This is a genomic window from Pseudomonas sp. H9 (assembly GCF_004353925.1).
Classification (GTDB): Bacteria; Pseudomonadota; Gammaproteobacteria; order Pseudomonadales; family Pseudomonadaceae; genus Aquipseudomonas.
In genome coordinates this window covers 370,899-389,025 of the sequence record NZ_SMOK01000012.1, presented here as the reverse complement: position 1 = coordinate 389,025, position 18,127 = coordinate 370,899, and the positions used below count along the sequence as shown (strand labels likewise).

The 18,127-nt window shown below is 58.7% G+C and carries 12 protein-coding genes and 1 pseudogene; 3 read left to right on the top strand and 10 right to left on the bottom strand.

All coding sequences use genetic code 11. The features are described from left to right. The first annotated feature begins 37 nt into the window (after nt 1-37). Nucleotides 38-1,879: a dihydroxy-acid dehydratase gene (gene ilvD, locus E1573_RS12395; RefSeq protein ID WP_133214021.1), complete on the top strand. Its 1,842-nt coding sequence runs from the start codon at nt 38-40 to the stop codon at nt 1,877-1,879. A gap of 78 nt (nt 1,880-1,957) precedes the next feature. Here the strand turns inward: ilvD and E1573_RS12390 are convergent, their stop codons facing one another. The 3 genes from E1573_RS12390 to E1573_RS12380 are packed head-to-tail and all read right to left on the bottom strand — an operon-like array spanning nt 1,958 to nt 7,160. Next, nucleotides 1,958-5,005: an efflux RND transporter permease subunit gene (locus E1573_RS12390; protein WP_133214019.1), complete on the bottom strand. Its 3,048-nt coding sequence runs from the start codon at nt 5,003-5,005 to the stop codon at nt 1,958-1,960. After that, the gene (locus E1573_RS12385; protein WP_133214017.1) at nt 5,002-6,072 is read right to left on the bottom strand and encodes an efflux RND transporter periplasmic adaptor subunit; all 1,071 of its coding nucleotides are present in this window, start codon (nt 6,070-6,072) and stop codon (nt 5,002-5,004) included. The genes E1573_RS12390 and E1573_RS12385 overlap by 4 nt, the downstream gene beginning before the upstream one ends. Then, nucleotides 6,069-7,160 (bottom strand): efflux RND transporter periplasmic adaptor subunit, encoded by a 1,092-nt coding sequence (locus E1573_RS12380; protein WP_133214015.1) that lies wholly within the window; start codon nt 7,158-7,160, stop codon nt 6,069-6,071. Before E1573_RS12380 ends, E1573_RS12385 begins: the two co-directional genes overlap by 4 nt. A 207-nt stretch (nt 7,161-7,367) precedes the next feature. Between E1573_RS12380 and E1573_RS12375 the strand changes: the two are divergent. After that, nucleotides 7,368-7,745: pseudogene (locus tag E1573_RS12375) on the top strand (AAA family ATPase); the annotation flags it as partial. Nucleotides 7,746-7,819: 74 nt separating this feature from the next. Here the strand turns inward: E1573_RS12375 and E1573_RS12370 are convergent. The 7 genes from E1573_RS12370 to E1573_RS12340 form a co-directional block, all read right to left on the bottom strand. Next, nucleotides 7,820-8,710 (bottom strand): ABC transporter permease subunit, encoded by an 891-nt coding sequence (locus E1573_RS12370; RefSeq protein ID WP_133214013.1) that lies wholly within the window; start codon nt 8,708-8,710, stop codon nt 7,820-7,822. Further along, nucleotides 8,707-9,627 carry an ABC transporter permease subunit gene (locus tag E1573_RS12365; RefSeq protein WP_133214011.1) on the bottom strand — a complete coding sequence of 307 codons (921 nt, stop codon included), beginning with the start codon at nt 9,625-9,627 and terminating at the stop codon, nt 8,707-8,709. Before E1573_RS12365 ends, E1573_RS12370 begins: the two co-directional genes overlap by 4 nt. Then, nucleotides 9,624-10,766: a polyamine ABC transporter ATP-binding protein gene (potA, locus tag E1573_RS12360; RefSeq protein ID WP_133214009.1), complete on the bottom strand. Its 1,143-nt coding sequence runs from the start codon at nt 10,764-10,766 to the stop codon at nt 9,624-9,626. Before potA ends, E1573_RS12365 begins: the two co-directional genes overlap by 4 nt. A 60-nt stretch (nt 10,767-10,826) precedes the next feature. Next, entirely contained in the window at nt 10,827-11,921 is a 1,095-nt protein-coding gene (locus E1573_RS12355; protein ID WP_133214007.1) for a polyamine ABC transporter substrate-binding protein, read from the bottom strand. Nucleotides 11,922-12,085: 164 nt separating this feature from the next. Further along, the gene (locus tag E1573_RS12350; RefSeq protein WP_133214005.1) at nt 12,086-13,183 is read right to left on the bottom strand and encodes a polyamine ABC transporter substrate-binding protein; all 1,098 of its coding nucleotides are present in this window, start codon (nt 13,181-13,183) and stop codon (nt 12,086-12,088) included. A 169-nt stretch (nt 13,184-13,352) separates the two neighbouring features. Continuing rightward, complete coding sequence (locus tag E1573_RS12345; protein ID WP_133214003.1) at nt 13,353-14,711, bottom strand: aspartate aminotransferase family protein; 1,359 nt, start codon at nt 14,709-14,711, stop codon at nt 13,353-13,355. Between the two features lie 47 nt (nt 14,712-14,758). Beyond that, on the bottom strand, nt 14,759-16,117 hold the full coding sequence (locus E1573_RS12340; protein ID WP_133214001.1) for a glutamine synthetase family protein: 1,359 nt from the start codon (nt 16,115-16,117) through the stop codon (nt 14,759-14,761). 581 nt (nt 16,118-16,698) lie between these two features. Here E1573_RS12340 and E1573_RS12335 point away from each other — a divergent pair. Further along, entirely contained in the window at nt 16,699-18,075 is a 1,377-nt protein-coding gene (locus E1573_RS12335) for a glutamine synthetase family protein (protein ID WP_133213999.1), read from the top strand. Nucleotides 18,076-18,127: the final 52 nt, after the last annotated feature.

Genomic DNA, 18,127 nt, shown 5'->3' with positions numbered 1-18,127 from the left:
CCCTTTTTGTTACCTGATTAGCCGCCAGGAGTGCTTCATGCCTGATTACCGCTCGAAAACGTCCACCCACGGCCGCAACATGGCCGGCGCACGCGCTTTGTGGCGCGCCACTGGGATGAAAGACGAAGACTTTAAAAAACCGATCATCGCCATCGCCAACTCGTTCACCCAGTTCGTCCCGGGGCACGTGCACCTGAAGGACCTGGGCCAACTGGTCGCCCGCGAGATCGAACGCGCCGGTGGCGTGGCCAAAGAGTTCAACACCATTGCAGTTGACGATGGCATCGCCATGGGCCACGACGGCATGCTCTATTCGCTGCCAAGCCGCGAGATCATCGCCGACTCGGTCGAGTACATGGTCAACGCCCACTGTGCCGACGCCATTGTCTGCATCTCCAACTGCGACAAGATCACCCCCGGCATGCTGATGGCTGCCCTGCGCCTGAATATCCCGGTGATTTTCGTCTCCGGCGGGCCAATGGAAGCCGGCAAAACCAAGCTGGCCAGCCACGGCCTGGACCTGGTCGACGCCATGGTCATCGCTGCCGACTCGACCGCATCCGATGAAAAAGTCGCCGAGTATGAGCGCAGCGCCTGCCCGACTTGCGGTTCCTGCTCCGGCATGTTCACCGCCAACTCGATGAACTGCCTGACCGAAGCCCTGGGCCTGGCCCTGCCGGGTAACGGTTCGACCCTGGCCACTCACAGCGACCGCGAACAGTTGTTCCTGAAGGCTGGGCGCACCATCGTCGAGCTGTGCAAACGTTACTACGGTGAGAACGACCAGAGCGTCCTGCCGCGCAACATTGCCAATTTCAAGGCGTTCGAGAACGCCATGATGCTCGACATCGCCATGGGCGGTTCGACCAACACCATCCTGCACCTGCTGGCCGCCGCTCAGGAAGCTGAAATCGATTTCGACCTGCGTGATATCGATCGCCTGTCGCGCAAAGTGCCGCAACTGTGCAAGGTTGCGCCGAACATCCAGAAGTACCACATGGAAGACGTCCACCGCGCTGGTGGCATCTTCAGCATCCTCGGTTCGCTGGCCCGTGGCGGCTTGCTGCACACCGATCTGCCAACCGTGCACAGCCCGAGCATGGAAGAAGCCATCGCCAAGTGGGACATCACCCAGACCGACGACGAAGCGGTGCACCACTTCTTCAAAGCCGGCCCGGCCGGTATCCCGACGCAAACCGCGTTCAGCCAGTCGACCCGCTGGGAAACCCTGGATGACGACCGTGAGAACGGCTGCATCCGCAGCTTCGAGCACGCCTACTCCAAAGAAGGCGGCCTGGCCGTGCTGTACGGCAACATCGCCCTTGACGGTTGCGTGGTGAAGACGGCCGGTGTCGACGAGTCGATCCATGTGTTCGAAGGCAACGCGAAAATCTTCGAAAGCCAGGACAGCGCAGTACGCGGCATCCTTGCTGACGAAGTGAAAGAAGGCGACATCGTCATCATTCGCTACGAAGGTCCGAAGGGCGGCCCGGGCATGCAAGAGATGCTCTACCCGACTTCCTACCTGAAATCCAAAGGCCTGGGCAAAGCCTGCGCCCTGCTGACCGACGGCCGCTTCTCCGGTGGTACTTCGGGCCTGTCCATTGGCCACGCTTCGCCTGAAGCGGCTGCTGGCGGTGCCATCGGCCTGGTGCAGGACGGCGACAAGGTACTGATCGACATCCCGAACCGTTCGATCAACCTGTTGGTTAGCGACGAAGAGCTGGCAGCACGCCGTGTTGAGCAAGACAAGAAGGGCTGGAAGCCGGTGGAAGTGCGTCCACGTAAAGTGACTACCGCGCTGAAAGCCTACGCCCTGCTGGCCACCAGTGCCGACAAAGGCGCGGTGCGCAACAAGGCCTTGCTTGACGGGCTGTAAGTAAAAAGCCTTCGCGGGGCAAGCCCGCTCCCACAGTCACTAACCTGTGGGAGCGGGCTTGCCCCGCGATTGCATTAATCACTCACCCTGCGGCTCCCTGATCTTGTACCAGGCCACATACAGCGCCGGCAGAAACAGCAATGTCAGCAGTGTCGCAACAATAATCCCGCCAATCATCGCGTAAGCCATCGGCCCCCAGAACACTTCCCGCGCAATAGGGATCATGCCCAGGCTCGCCGCTGCCGCCGTCAGCAGAATCGGCCGTCTACGATGGTTGGTCGCTTCCATCACCGCCGCCCAGGGCGACAGCCCATGCGACTCGAACTCATCGATCTGGGTCACCAGAATCACCGAGTTACGGATGATGATGCCGATCAGCGCGAGAATACCCAGAATCGCCACAAAGCCCATTGGCGTGCCCGTTGGCACCAACGCCAGCACCACACCAATCAAGCCCAGAGGCGCCACGCTGGCCACCAGGAAGAGCTTCTGTACGCTGTGCAGTTGGATCATCAGGAAGGTGCCCATCAGGAACAGCATCAGCGGTATCACCTTGGCAATCGGCCCCTGAGCCTTGCCACTCGCCTCCACCGTACCGCCGGTTTCAACCGTGTAGCCCACCGGCAGCTTGCTGATGAAGTCGTTGATCTGAGGCTCAAGCTCACGCACCAGGTCCGTCGGCTGAATCTCGCCGCGCACGGCGGCTTTGATGGTGATGGTTGGTTTACGGTCACGACGCCATACCAGCGGTTGCTCCAGCTCATAGCGCACGGTGGCAAAGGCCAGCAACGGAATCGACGTGCCGTTGGGGGTGACAATCTGCAGGTTCTGCAAGGTCTGCGGCGAACTGCGCTCACTGTCGACAGCGCGGGCGACAACGTTGATCAGGTAAATGTTGTCGTTCACCTGAGTGATCTGCGTACCGCTGACGATGCTATTCATGACATTGGCCACGTCTTCAGACGAAAGGCCAAGCTGACGCGCCTTGTCCTGAGCGATCTCGACCCGCAACACTTTGCCCGGCTCGTTCCAGTCGTAAATCAAACTGCCAATGTGTTGGTTGCTGTCGAGCATGGCCGCCAGGGCAATGGCATGTTTACGCACCTGATCGATGTCTTTGCCCATAACCCGGTACTGAATCGGTAACCCCACCGGTGGCCCCATTTCCAGGCTCTGAACGTTGCTGCCAATACCGACGAAGTCTTCGCGCAACCGCTGCTTCAAGCGTTTGATCAACCCTTCCCGCTCTTCGAAACCTTTACTGACGATCACCAACTGGGCGTAGTACGGGTTCTGCAGTTGCTGGTCGAGCGGCAGATAGAAGCGGATAGCCCCCTGGCCAATGTAGGTACTCCAGCGCTCAATATCCGGATCGCCTTTCAGTGTTGCTTCAAGCCGGTCCACCGCCTTGCGGGTTTCGTCAATCGAGGCGTTCTGCGGCAGGTTGAGGTCGACGAGAATCTCGGGGCGGTCCGAGGACGGGAAGAACTGGTTCTGAACAAAACGCATGCAGAACAACGCCAGCAGGAACAGCACAATGGTGCCGATAATGGTCAGCCAGCGGTGGCGCATACACCACACCAGGCTGTGTTCGAACATCTTGCCGACTCGCCCGGCTTCTTCATTGTGTGGTTTGACCTTGGCACTGAGGATATGCACACCAAGCACCGGCGCAAACACTACCGCCACCACCCAGGACACCAGCAACGCTGCGGCAATCACCGCGAACAAGGTGAAGGTGTATTCCCCTGCCGAACTGGCGTTGAGGCCGATAGGCATGAAGCCTGCCACGGTAACCAAGGTACCGGTAAGCATCGGGAAGGCTGTCGAGGTGTACGCGAACGTCGCCGCCTGCTCCTTGGTTTCCCCCATTTCCAGGCGTGTCACCATGACCTCCACGGTGATCATCGCATCGTCCACCAACAGCCCCAGGGCAATGATCAACGCACCCAGCGAGATCCGCTGCATGGTGATGCCGCTGTACTCCATGAAAACGAACACCATCGCCAGCACCAGCGGAATCGAACAGGCCACCACCAGGCCTGCGCGAATCCCAAGGCTGACAAAACTGACCGCCAATACAATGATCACCGCCTCGAACAAGGCACTGGTAAAGCCACCTACCGCTTCTTCCACCACCACCGCCTGGTCAGAAACGGTGTGCACCCCGACCCCCACCGGCAGCTCTGTGATCACGCGGTCCATCATTTTGTGCAGGTCGGCACCAAACACCTGAATGTTGCCACCCGCCTTCATACCAATGCCCAGGCCTATGGCAGGCTGGCCGTTGTAACGGAACAGTGGCGTAGGCGGGTCGACATAACCGCGCTCGATGTCGGCGATGTCGGCCAGGCGGTAGAAGCGGTCATTAATACGCAGGTTGACCGTTTCCAGGTCTTTTTCCGAGGCGAACTGGCCGGTGGTGCGCACCGACACGCGCTCGGGCCCGGCCTCAATTACCCCGGCCGGGGTCACCGCGTTCTGGCTCTGCAAGGCTTGCAGCACCTGGCGCTGATCGATGCCGAACGAGGCCAGCTTGCGGGTGGAGAAGTTCAGGTACAGCACCTCATCCTGGGTACCGATCATTTCGACCTTGCCCAAGCCCGGCACTTCACGAATCTCGGCCCGCACCTGCTCGACGTAGTCGCGCAGCTGCCGCATGGTCAGGCCGTCGGCGGTAAAGGCATAGATCGAGCCATAGACATCGCCGAACTCATCGTTGAACCCCGGCCCCTGGATACCCTGCGGGAACTGACCACGGATATCCGAGATCTTCTTGCGTACCTGATACCAGATTTCGGGAATGTCTTTGGCAGGCGTGGTATCCAGCAAGTTGACATAGACAATCGATTGGCCCGGCCGGGTGTAACTCTTCACGTAATCGAGTGAATCCAGCTCTTCGAGCTTCTTCTCGATGCGGTCGGTGATCTGGTTAAGGGTTTCGTCCTGGGTTGCACCCGGCCATGAGGTCTGGATCACCATGGTTTTGATGGTGAATGAAGGGTCTTCCTCACGGCCAAGGTTGAAGTAGGAAAAGATGCCCATCAGCAAGCTGACGAACATCAGGTACCAAACAAAGGATTGGTGCTTCAGCGCCCACTCCGACAGGTTGAAGCTTCCTTTCATTGCGGACCTTCCTCATCGACTATGACCTTCTGGCCCGGTTTCAGGGTGTTCACCCCGGCGGTTACCACCCGCTCCCCAGCATTAACACCTGAACCCACCACGATGCTGTTGGCTGTGCGCTCAAGCAGCTTCACCTCTCGGGCAGCGACCGTGTTCTGTCGCGGATCAATCACCCAGACTCGCGTCTGCCCGTCACGCTCCCACAACGCAGTGGCCGGAAGCTCGCTGCGCGGCGACACCGCAGAGGTCAGCGTGACACTGATCGCCGTACCCAAATAGAACGACTCGGGGGTATTGGCCAGGGTCAGGCGCGCACGGCGGGTGCGCGTGGCCGCATCGGCCTGGGGTTCAAGCACCCGCATGGTTGCAGAGGTGCTGATGCTCGGATCAAGTTGCGACGCCACCAGAAACTTCAGCTCACCGGTCAACTGCTCCGCCAGATTGGTTGGCAGGTCAATGACCGCCTCTTTGACATCCGGGCGGGCCAGGGTGACCACTGGTTGGCCGGCACTGATGGTCTGCCCGGCCTCGGCCTGCCAATCGGTGACCACTGCAGCATGATCGGCTCGCAGATCGCTGTAGCTCAGCTGGTCACGCGCCTGGCTGACACCCGCCTGGGCTTGCTCCAGGGATGCTTTAGTGGTCTTCAGGTTGGTCTGGGCTTCGTCCAGTTGCGCCTGGGCACCTACACCACGATCGAATAGCTGCTGCTGGCGGCGCGCATCGGCCTGGGCATTGATCCACTGCGCCTGGACTTTGGCCAGATCGCCTTCGGCAGCTCGTAACTGGTTACGTTGGTCGGCCGGATCAAGGCTGGCCAGAATGTCCCCCGCTTTCACCGTATTGCCGACATCGACCCAGCGTCGGGCAATACGGCCGGCGACACGAAAGCCCAAGGTGCTCTCGTAACGCGCCTCGATCGTGCCGGCAAAGCGGCCCAGATCGGCTTGTATCTGGGGTTCGACAACCACCGACAGCACCGGCCGAACCGGCTCCGGCGCCGTACTTTCCTTGTCGCACCCCACCAGCAACAATGCGCTGCACAGACCCAATATGAAGGCTTTCATTCAGCGACCCCGCTGTCCTTGAGCGGTGCGACTTCCACCTGCATGCCAGGGGTGAGCAACTGCCCACCGGCGACCACCACGGTTTCTCCGCCTTTGAGGCCTTCGGCAATGACCACTTTGCCGGTGAGGTAGCGGCTGACCTTGACCTGCTGCAAGCTGACCTTATTGCCCTCACCCACCAGCCACACCGCTGGCTCATGCAGGGCCTTGGTCAAGGCCGACCAGGGCAGCTCGATACTTGGCTTGCCTTGGACATGGCCAGTGGCAGACACAGCCGATCCCAGGTCCATGCCGGACGGAACATCGCGTAATGCCACTTTGACTTGCACCGTACCGCTTTGTGCCGAAACAGTCGGGGTGATTTCTCGCACATGGCCCTTGGCCTGGATTTCTGGGTTATCCACCAGGCTGACGACAATGGTTTCGCTGCTGGGCGGCGCCACCAGCAACGATTCGTAGACATTGAACACCGCATCGCGCTCGCCATCGTGGGCCAGGCTGAAGATCGGCGCCGTGGCCTGTACCACCTGCCCCACTTCGGCCTGACGCGCGGTGATTACCCCGTCGGCGTCGGATATCAACGCGGTATAGCTCAACTGATCGCGGGCGTTGGCCAACTGCGCCTGGGCCGCTTTCAAGGCGCTCTGGCTGCTGCGCAGAGACGCTTGAGCAGAGTCGTACTCGCTTTGACTGGTAAAGCCTTTGGGCAGCAGTTTCTGCTGACGATAAAAGGCCTTACTGGCCTCAGTAACTCGCGCTTGCTCGGCGAACACCTCAGCCTTGGCCGAGTCGACATTGGCCTGCAAGTCTTTGGGGTCAAGCCGTGCCAGCACTTGGTTGGCCTTCACGTGATCGCCAACGTCGACGCTACGAGAAATAATCTTGCCGCCCACGCGAAATGAAAGGTCCGCCTGCACCCGTGCCTGAATATCACCGGTGAGGGTTACGGACGCTGCAAAATCACTGGGTTGAACACGTTGTACACCCACCCTGCGAAGCTCGGATTCGAGAGGGGCTTGTTTCTCACAGCCAACCAGCACGAGCGCAAAGCCCAAGCTGACGATCAATACTCCACGCGACACCGTCATGCAGGCTCCTTGCATGTGTCAATTCGATACAGAGATGCGAGTGTTAGCGTAGATCAGGGAAAGGAGCGTTGCTGTAACAAATGCAATTCCTTTGAGTTCGATCAGATAGGTGATACTGCCGCCAATTTCACCTGCGCAAGGACGCCAAGATGCTGACCACGTTGGCTGTTGCAAATTACCGCTCGATCAACCACTTGGTACTGCCTCTGGCGCTTCTACGATCATTTTCGAACAGATCGCGACGCCCCAGCCCGACGACCTCAACTGGGCACGCGCACGCCGATCCTGCACCATGACGGCCGCGACCTGGCCGCCGCCCTGCAAACCATCATCGAGATCGGCGATGCGCAAGCGCTATGGGATACGATCAGCGACGCCTTTCCCGGCTCACATCTGACCATCGATGCGCTGCCTGGCAGCCAGTTCAGCTTGCAGTTCCATCAGCAAGGTCTGCTACGACCATTGTCCGCTGCCGAGCTCTCGGATAGGACCTGTAACTCGATTGTGCTGGAGAAGGTGTTGGGACAGACCCAGGTGACAGGTCAGGGGATGCTGACTGAACCGGCCTGGAATTGGCCGGATTAAACCTCATCGCGGGGCAAGCCCGCTCCCACCAAGGTCGGTGGGAGCGGGCTTGCCCCGCGATGGAGTGCTACAGATCAGGCCGAGACAGGCGTCCCGGCACGACTCACTTCAGGTTGTTTCCACGAATCGGCAGCGCTTTCTTCGATGGCCTGCTGGATCGCCCGACGGCGACGCTCTTCGGCCTGACGGCTGAAGTACCAGACCAGGAAGGTCACCAGCGACACCGACAGCAGGATCAGGCTGGCCACGGCGTTGATTTCCGGCTTCACGCCCAGACGCACGGCAGAGAAGACTTCCATCGGCAAGGTGGTCGAGCCTGGGCCCGACACGAAGCTGGCCAGTACCAGGTCGTCCAGCGACAGGGCGAACGACATCATGCCGCCCGCCGCCAGCGATGGCGCAATCATCGGGATGGTGATCAGGAAGAACACCTTCCACGGCTTGGCGCCCAGGTCCATCGCCGCCTCTTCGATCGACAGGTCCAGCTCGCGCAAGCGAGCCGACACCACCACGGCCACATAAGCGGCACAGAACGTGGTGTGCGCGATCCAGATGGTGACAATGCCACGCTCTTGCGGCCAGCCGATCATCTGCGCCATGGCCACGAACAGCAGCAACAGCGACAGACCGGTGATCACCTCAGGCATTACCAGTGGTGCAGTCACCAGGCCGCCGAACAGGGTGCGGCCTTTAAAGCGCGTTACCCGAGTCAGCACGAACGCGGCCAGGGTACCCAGCGCCACTGCGGCGATCGCGGTGTAGCAAGCGATCTCCAGCGAGCGCATCACCGAGCCCATCAGTTGGCTGTTGTCGAGCAAACCGACGTACCACTTCACCGACCAGCCGCCCCACACCGTTACCAGCTTGGAGGCGTTGAACGAGTAGATCACCAGGATCAGCATGGGCAGGTAGATGAACAACAAGCCCAGGATCAACATCAGCTTGGAGAAACTGAAACGCTTCATGCCCTGCCCTCCATCTCTTTGGCCTGACTACGGTTAAAGAGCAGAATCGGCACGATCAGAATCGCCAGCATCACCACCGCCAGGGCGGAAGCCACCGGCCAGTCACGGTTGTTGAAGAACTCTTGCCAGAGCACTTTACCGATCATCAAGGTTTCCGGACCGCCGAGCAGTTCCGGGATAACGAACTCACCCACCACTGGAATGAACACCAGCATGCAGCCAGCGATAATGCCGTTCTTCGACAGCGGCACGGTGATTTTCCAGAAGCTGTTGAAGGTACTCGAACCCAGGTCCGAAGCGGCCTCAAGCAGGCTCGCGTCGTGTTTGACCAGGTTGGCGTACAGCGGCAGGATCATGAACGGCAGGTACGAATAGACCACACCGATATACACCGCAAGGTTGGTGTTGAGGATCTGCAACGGCTGATCGATCAACCCCAGCCACATCAGGAAGCTGTTGAGCAGGCCGTTGTTGCTGAGAATGCCCATCCAGGCATAAACGCGGATCAGGATCGCGGTCCAGGTCGGCATCATGATCAGCAGCAACAGAACCGTCTGGGTCTCTTTTTTGGCGTTGGCAATGGCATAGGCCATCGGATAGCCGATCAGCAAGCACAGCAGTGTGCTAAAGAAGGCCATCTTCAACGAACCCAGGTACGCCGAGAGGTACAGCTCATCCTCGGTCAACAGGCCATAGTTGGCCATGTTGAGCACCAGCTGCAGCTTGTCTTCGACGTAGCTGTAGATTTCGGTGTACGGCGGAATAGCCACGTCTGCTTCTGCAAAGCTGATCTTCAGTACGATGAAGAACGGCAGCATGAAGAACAGGAACAGCCAGATGAAAGGCACGCCGATCACCAGATGGCGTCCCTCGGGTTTCACCCGTTCGAAGGCTCGCTTGAGCTTGCGCATGTTCATGACCGCAGTACCACGCCGCTGTCGTCTTCCCACCAGACGTAAACCTGATCATCCCAGGTCGGCCGAGTGCCCTGACGCTCGGCGTTGGCCACGAACGACTGGACGATCTTGCCGCCAGGCAGTTCAACGTAGAACACCGAGTGGCCGCCCAGGTAGGCGATGTCGTGGACCTTGCCGCGCGACCAGTTGTGCTCGCAGGTTGGCTGCTGAGTAGTGACCAGCAGTTTTTCTGGACGCAGTGCGTAGGTGATGCGCTTGTCTTCAACCGAAGTGGTCACACCGTGGCCCACGTAGATTTTGCGCTCCAGTTCAGGTGTGGCAATGACCGCATGGCCTTCGGCGTCTTCGACCACTTCACCGTCGAACAGGTTGACGTTGCCGATGAACTCGCAAACCAGGCGGCTGGTCGGGGTCTCGTAGATGTCGATCGGGCTGCCGATCTGGGCAATCCAGCCCAGGTGCATGATGGCGATGCGCTGGGCCATGGTCATGGCCTCTTCCTGGTCGTGGGTCACCATGACACAGGTCACGCCGACCCGCTCGATGATCTCAACCAGCTCAAGCTGCATCTGCGAACGCAGTTTCTTGTCCAGTGCACCCATCGGCTCGTCGAGCAGCAGCAGCTTCGGACGCTTGGCCAGGGAGCGGGCCAGGGCCACACGCTGACGCTGACCACCCGAGAGCTGGTGAGGCTTGCGCTTGGCGTACTGGGTCATGTGCACCAGCTTGAGCATCTCGCCAACGCGGGCGTCGATCTCAGCTTTGGGCATGCGGTCTTGCTGCAGGCCGAAGGCGATGTTCTGCGCCACAGTCATGTGTGGGAACAGTGCGTAAGACTGGAACATCATGTTGATCGGACGCTCATAGGGCGGCATGTCCGTGATGTCTACGCCATCAAGGAAGATGCGCCCTTCAGTCGGCCGTTCGAAGCCGGCCAGCATCCGCAGCAAAGTGGATTTACCCGAACCGGAGCCGCCAAGCAGGGCGAAGATCTCGCCCTTCTTGATTTCGAGGGACACATCGTCCACCGCGACCGTTTCGTCGAATTTTTTCGTGACCCGGTCGATTTTGACCAGCACCTGCTTAGGTTGCTGGTCGCCCTCGAGGGCTTTCTTATAGGCACCGGAGGCAACAGCCATTTTGTGAAACTCCCAACAAGATTTTTTGCGTCCGCCCCTGCCGTGGCGGACTCTGGATTTTTACTTGCCCGACTTGATCTTGGTCCAGCTACGGGTCATCAACCGTTGCACCTTGGGGGGTAGCTCGGAGTTGACGTACAACTTGTCCAGCACTTCTTGCGGTGGATAAACCGCTGCGTCGGTTCGCACGCTCTGGTCCATCAGATCGCCAGCCTTGGGGTTCGGGTTGGCATAACCGACGTAATCACTGACCTGGGCAATCACCTCAGGCTGCAGCAAATAGTTGATGAAGGCATGGGCCTCTTTGACATTGGTCGAGTCCTTGGGGATCGCCAGCATGTCGAACCAGAGGTTGCCGCCCTCTTTGGGAATCACATAGGCCACTTCAATCCCCTTTCCGGCTTCTTCGGCACGCGTTTTGGCCTGGAAGACATCGCCGGAGAAGCCAGCGGCCACGCAGATGTCGCCGTTGGCCAGGTCCGAGATGTACTTGGAGGAGTGGAAGTAGGTCACGTAAGGACGTACCGCCAGCAGCTTTTTCTCAGCGTCGGCGTAATCCTTGGGATTGGTGCTGTTGGGGTCACGCCCCATGTAATTCAGAACCGCCGGGAGCATCTCGTCAGCCGAGTCGAGGAAAGCGACACCGCACTTGGAGAGCTTCTTGATGTTTTCCGGCTCGAACAGCATGGCCCAGGAGTCGATCTTGTCGGTGCCCAGCGCAGCTTTGACCTTCTCGACGTTGTAGCCGATGCCATTGGTGCCCCACAGGTAAGGCACTGCGTACTGGTTACCCGGATCGTTCTTCTCCAGACGCTTCATCAGCACTGGGTCCAGGTTCGAATAGTTCGGCAGCAGCGACTTGTCGAGCTTCTGGAACGCGCCCGCCTTGATCTGCTTGCCGAGGAAATGGTTGGACGGCACCACTACGTCATAACCGGTACGACCGGCCAGCAGCTTGCCTTCCAGGGTTTCGTTGGAGTCAAAGACATCCTGCACCGGCTTGATACCAGTGGCTTTTTCGAAGTCAGCGAGTGTCGTCTGGCCGATGTAGTCCGACCAGTTGTAAATGTGCACCGTGGGCGCCGCTTGGACGCTGATCGCCAGCGTCAGACCCGCTCCAGCCAACATGGCCTTGCGAAATACAGAAATAGACAAGTGGGAGGTCCTCTACAAAAGTGCCCGTGTCGTTCGACAGAATGTTCTGCCGGACAAGCAAACCGGCGCGCAACTTACCTTCGATACACCCCTGCGGCAAAAAAATTTTGCCCTTCAACCGCTCTCGGACGCTGCTTTCACAGCGCCCGAGGGAAAAATCGGACTTATTTGCCCGATTTGATCTTGGTCCAGCTACGAGTGATATCGCGCTGAGCCGCCTTCTCCGGTGCTTTGATGGCGTACAACTTCGCCTTCACTTCATCGGATGGGTAGATGGCCGGGTCGCTGGTGATGTCTTTATCCACCAGCGGGGTAGCCGCCTGGTTGCCGTTCGGGAAACGTACGGCGTTGGTGATTTCGGCCATGACTTCTGGCTGCATCAGGAAGTCCATGAACTTGTAGCCCGCTTCGACGTTCTCGGCATCTTTCGGCATGGCGACCATGTCGTAGAAAGTACCGGCGCCTTCCTTCGGAATGACGTAGTTCAGCTTGACCTTGTCGCCGGCTTCGTGGGCACGGGCCTTGGACTGCTCCAGGTCACCCGAGTAACCCACGGCCACGCAGATGTTGCCGTTGGCCAGGTCCGAGATGTACTTGGAGGAGTGGAAGTAGGTGATCGAAGGACGGATCTTCAGGAACAGCTCTTCGGCTGCCTTCAGGTCTTCCTTCTTGGTGCTGTCGCTCGGCTTGCCCAGGTAGTGCAACGCCGCCGGAATCATTTCGGTCGGGGCATCAAGGAAGCTCACACCGCAGCTTTTCAGCTTTTCGATGTTCTCAGGCTTGAACACGGCATCCCAGGAATCGATCTTGTCGACGCCCAGTGCAGCCTTGACCTTCTCTGGGTTGTAGCCGATGCCGATGGAACCCCACATGTACGGGAACGCAAACTTGTTGCCTGGGTCACTGGCATCGCCGACGGCCTTGAGCAGTGCAGGGTCGAGGTTCTTCCAGTTCGGCAGCTTGGAGCGGTCCAGTTCCTGGTAGACGCCGGCCTTGATCTGTTTGGCCAGGAAGTTGTTGGACGGTACGACTACGTCGTAGCCCGACTTACCTGCCAGCAGTTTGGCTTCAAGGGTTTCGTTACTGTCAAAGACGTCATAGACAACTTTGATACCGGTCTGCTTTTCAAACTTGGCGACGGTTTCTGGTGCGATGTAGTCGGACCAGTTGTAGACGTGAACTACCTTGTCATCCGCTTGAACAGCACTGGCCATGGCGCCCATCAAGGACACAGCCAACAACGTCTTGCCCAATTTCTTCATGCGTAATGCTCCAGAATTTTTATTTAGCCATCTGTCCAGTTGGCCAGCTCTCTATGGTGCAAGTACCGGGCGACTGAAACAGCCGCTAGTCTGGCAAGTTCCAAGGCGCTCTTTCAAGGAAAGAGCACCTCGAAACGTGATGATGCCATTACGCTAGCCTAGCACTTGGTTATTTCAGCGCCTCAAGTGTCAAGTCCAGGCATTTGCGCGCCTTTTCCACCAACTCGTCGATCTCTTCACGGCTGATGACCAGCGGTGGTGCAATGATCATGGTGTCACCCACCGCACGCATGATCAGGCCGTTGTCGAAGCAGTGCTGGCGGCAGATCATGCCTACGCCCTGGCCTTCGTAACGTGCCCGCGTGGCTTTGTCTTTGACCAGCTCGATTGCACCGAGCATGCCCAGGCCACGCACTTCGCCCACCAACGGGTGATCGCTCAGCTCGCGCAGACGTTTCTGCAAATACGGTGCCGTTTCTTCCTTAACCCGCTCGATAATGTGCTCTTCGCGCAGGATGCGCAGGTTTTCCAGGCCCACAGCGGCAGCGACCGGGTGGCCGGAATAAGTGAAGCCGTGGTTGAAGTCACCGCCTTCGCTGACCACCTTGGCCACTTCGTCACGTACGATCACACCACCCATCGGGATGTAACCGGAAGTCAGGCCTTTGGCGATGGTCATCAGGTCAGGCTTGAGGTCGTAGTAGTCGGAACCGAACCACTCGCCAGTACGGCCAAAGCCGCAGATCACTTCGTCAGCGATGAACAGAATGTCGTACTTGGCGAGAATTTCCTTGATCTTCGGCCAGTAGGTATCTGGCGGAATGATCACACCGCCAGCGCCCTGAATTGGCTCGGCAATAAAGGCAGCGACGTTGTCTTCGCCCACTTCGAGAATCTTCTTCTCCAGTTGCTCGGCTGCCCAGACGCCGAACTCGTCCGGGGTCATATCACCGCCTTCACCGAACCAGTACGGCTGCGGGATATGCACGATGTCTGGCAGCGTGCCGCTTTGCGCGTGCATACCGCTCATGCCACCCAGTGCAGCACCGGCCACGGTGGAACCGTGATAACCGTTGATACGGCCGATGATCACCTTCTTCTGTGGCTTGCCTTTGACCGCCCAGTAATGACGGACCATACGCAAGTTGGTGTCGTTGCCTTCGGAGCCGGAACCGGTGAAAAACACATGGGTCATGCCTTCCGGCGCTACGGCCGAAACCGCTTTGGCCAGTTCCAGCGCCGGAGGGTGGGCGGTCTGGAAGAACAGGTTGTAGTACGGCAGCTCGCGCATTTGCTTGGCTGCCACATCAACCAGTTCTTCGCGACCGTAACCAATCGCCACACACCACAGACCAGCCATGCCATCGAGGATCTTGTTGCCCTCGCTGTCCCACAAGTGCACGCCTTCGGCTTTTGTGATGATGCGCGGCCCCTTCTCTTTCAGCTGCTTGTAGTCACTGAAAGGCGCCAGGTGATGATCACGGCTCAGGTCTTGCCACTCGCGGGTTTGCGGGTTGTTGACGCTCATGTGCTTCTCCGTTTTCTGACGGCCGCGCTCCTGCGGCTCCGGGTTGATCAGACCGCAAACAGCAGGAACTCACGTTCCCAGGAGCTGATTACGCGTTTGAAGTTTTCATGCTCGGCGCGCTTGGTAGCGACATAACCGGTAATGAATTTTTTGCCCAAGTAAGGTTCCAGGGCCTGGCAGTTCTCCATGCGCTCCAGAGCATCTTCAATGGTCAACGGCAAGCGCAGGTTGCGCCGCTCGTAACCACGACCCTGCACGGGTGCGCTTGGCTTGATGCCTTCCACCATGCCGATGTAACCGCACAACAGGCTGGCGGCAATCGCCAGGTACGGGTTGGCATCAGCGCCTGGCAGACGGTTCTCGACCCGACGGTTCTGCGGGCCGGCATCCGGTACGCGCAGGCCAACGGTACGGTTTTCTTCGCCCCACTCGACGTTTACCGGCGCCGAGGTGTCAGGCAGGAAGCGGCGGAACGAGTTAACGTTCGGCGCAAACAGTGGCAACACCACCGGGATGAACTTCTGCAGACCGCCAACGTGATTGAGGAACAGCTCGCTCATACGGCCGTCTTCATCCGAGAAGATGTTTTTGCCGGTATGCACGTCGATGATGCTCTGGTGCAGGTGCATGGCACTGCCCGGCTCACCGGTCATCGGCTTGGCCATGAAGGTGGCAGCCACGTTGTGCTTGAGCGCGGCCTCACGCATGGTGCGCTTGAACACCAGAATCTGGTCGGCCAGGGCCAGCGCATTACCGTGACGGAAGTTGATTTCCATCTGCGCCGTGCCGTCTTCGTGGATCAGCGTGTCCAGGTCGAGGTTCTGCAACTCGCACCAGTCGTAGACGTCTTCGAACAGAGGGTCGAATTCGTTCGCCGCTTCGATGGAAAACGACTGACGACCGGTTTCCGGGCGGCCAGATCGGCCAATCGGCGGCTGCAGCGGGAAGTCCGGGTCTTCGCAGCGCTTGGTCAGGTAAAACTCCATTTCTGGCGCCACAATCGGCTGCCAGCCCTTGTCGGCATAGAGTTTCAGGACCTTCTTGAGCACGTTGCGCGGCGACAGCTCAACTGGGTTGCCCTGTTTGTCGTAAGTATCGTGGATTACCTGAGCGGTCGGCTCGATCGCCCAAGGTACGAGAAACACCGCGTTCTCGTCGGGACGGCAAACCATGTCGATGTCTGCCGGGTCCAGCAATTCGTAATAGATGTCGTCATCGACGTAGTCGCCGGTAACGGTTTGCAGCAAGACACTCTCGGGCAAGCGCATGCCTTTCTCGGCAATGAACTTGTTGGTTGGAGAAATTTTGCCACGTGTGATCCCGGTGAGGTCGCTGATCAAGCACTCCACTTCAGTGATCTTGTGTTCTTTCAACCAATCGGTGAGCTGGTCGAGGTTGTTACTCATAAATACCTCAGGAGGTAAATGTCTGGACTGTCGTCAGGACACCCGGAGTGGGCCGTCCCAGACATTCTGGATGCCGCGCGAAGCTAAAGCAAAAGGCACGCAGGGGCATACCGCGGCGCTGGCCGCTATAGTGATGGCAGAGGATATTCAAAGGTGCATCGACAACAGGCAGGCTGCCCTGGCCGTCAATTATTTCAGCCGGGGGCGTGCGTGTAGACGCGCAGCGATAATCGCTCGCGTAAAATGCGTGCAAACCGATCTGCGGGCGGCAGGCGGTGATGCCGGTTGTCGGCAGGCGTGACATGTAACCCCCGGTATTATTGATGTTATGGGTTGCCACCGAGCTTAGCCTTGTTCATTTTTTTACACAACACCCCCGTAAAAAATAGAACACGGCCCGCTCAAAACCGCTTCTATCGTACGAAAGCAGCGATTGTCGACGCCCTCAATTGCAGCAAAAATGCCGCTTGAGGGCCAATTTAGGGCATCATGGGGTCGGCTTGACTTCAGTAGGGCTTTCCGATTGACTGGAGCTGCAAGCCCCCATTGATTGATATTTTTAACAACAAAGGTGTTGCATCATGTCGGTACCCCCGCGTGCCGTTCAGCTTAACGAAGCGAACGCGTTCCTTAAGGAACATCCTGAGGTTCTCTACGTTGACCTTCTGATTGCAGATATGAATGGTGTGGTGCGTGGCAAGCGCATCGAGCGCACCAGCCTCCACAAGGTTTACGAGAAAGGCATCAACCTGCCGGCCTCACTCTTCGCATTGGATATCAACGGTTCAACGGTCGAAAGCACCGGCCTTGGCCTGGACATCGGCGATGCCGACCGCATCTGCTATCCAATCCCGGACACGCTGTCCAACGAGCCTTGGCAGAAGCGCCCTACCGCGCAACTGCTGATGACCATGCACGAACTTGAAGGCGAGCCGTTCTTTGCCGACCCGCGCGAAGTGCTGCGCCAGGTGGTCAGCAAGTTCGACGAGATGGGCCTGACCATCTGCGCCGCGTTTGAGCTGGAGTTCTACCTGATCGACCAAGAGAACGTGAATGGCCGTCCGCAGCCGCCACGCTCGCCGATTTCCGGTAAACGCCCACAATCGACCCAGGTGTACCTGATCGATGACCTGGACGAGTACGTAGACTGCCTGCAAGACATCCTCGAAGGCGCCAAGGAACAGGGCATCCCTGCCGACGCCATCGTCAAGGAAAGCGCCCCGGCGCAGTTCGAAGTCAACCTGCACCACGTTGCCGACCCATTGAAGGCCTGCGACTACGCGGTACTGCTCAAGCGCTTGATCAAAAACATCGCCTACGACCATGAAATGGACACCACCTTCATGGCCAAGCCTTATCCAGGTCAGGCGGGTAATGGTCTGCATGTCCATATCTCGGTGCTGGACAAAGATGGCAAGAACATCTTCACCAGCGAGGATCCCGAGCAGAACGCCGCACTGCGTCACGCGATCGGCGGTGTGCTCGAGACCCTACCAGCGTCGATGGCGTTCCTGTGCCCGAACGTCAACTCGTATCGCCGTTTCGGTGCCCAGTTCTACGTGCCCAACGCCCCGAGCTGGGGCCTGGACAACCGCACCGTAGCCCTGCGCGTACCGACAGGTTCGGCTGATGCCGTGCGCATCGAACACCGCGTTGCCGGTGCCGACGCCAACCCATACCTGCTGATGGCTGCCGTACTGGCCGGTGTGCACCATGGTTTGACCAACAAAATCGAGCCAAGCACCCCGATCGAAGGCAACGCCTACGAGCAAGTGGAGCAAAGCCTGCCGAACAACCTGCGTGATGCCCTGCGCGAGCTGGACGACAGCGAGATCCTCAACAAATACATCGATCCAAAGTACATCGACATCTTTGTTGCGTGTAAGGAAAGTGAGCTGGAGGAGTTCGAACACTCCATCTCCGACCTTGAGTACAACTGGTACCTGCATACCGTTTGATGCTCAAATCGCGGGGCAAGCCCGCTCCCACAGGCCTTGTGGGAGCGGGCTT

Coding starts and splice junctions, on each gene's coding strand:
- ilvD (WP_133214021.1), top strand. CDS start 38: ATGCCTGATTACCGCTCGAAAACGTCCACCCACGGCCGCAACATGGCC.
- E1573_RS12390 (WP_133214019.1), bottom strand. CDS start 5,005: ATGAAAGGAAGCTTCAACCTGTCGGAGTGGGCGCTGAAGCACCAATCC.
- E1573_RS12385 (WP_133214017.1), bottom strand. CDS start 6,072: ATGAAAGCCTTCATATTGGGTCTGTGCAGCGCATTGTTGCTGGTGGGG.
- E1573_RS12380 (WP_133214015.1), bottom strand. CDS start 7,160: ATGACGGTGTCGCGTGGAGTATTGATCGTCAGCTTGGGCTTTGCGCTC.
- E1573_RS12370 (WP_133214013.1), bottom strand. CDS start 8,710: ATGAAGCGTTTCAGTTTCTCCAAGCTGATGTTGATCCTGGGCTTGTTG.
- E1573_RS12365 (WP_133214011.1), bottom strand. CDS start 9,627: ATGAACATGCGCAAGCTCAAGCGAGCCTTCGAACGGGTGAAACCCGAG.
- potA (WP_133214009.1), bottom strand. CDS start 10,766: ATGGCTGTTGCCTCCGGTGCCTATAAGAAAGCCCTCGAGGGCGACCAG.
- E1573_RS12350 (WP_133214005.1), bottom strand. CDS start 13,183: ATGAAGAAATTGGGCAAGACGTTGTTGGCTGTGTCCTTGATGGGCGCC.
- E1573_RS12345 (WP_133214003.1), bottom strand. CDS start 14,711: ATGAGCGTCAACAACCCGCAAACCCGCGAGTGGCAAGACCTGAGCCGT.
- E1573_RS12340 (WP_133214001.1), bottom strand. CDS start 16,117: ATGAGTAACAACCTCGACCAGCTCACCGATTGGTTGAAAGAACACAAG.
- E1573_RS12335 (WP_133213999.1), top strand. CDS start 16,699: ATGTCGGTACCCCCGCGTGCCGTTCAGCTTAACGAAGCGAACGCGTTC.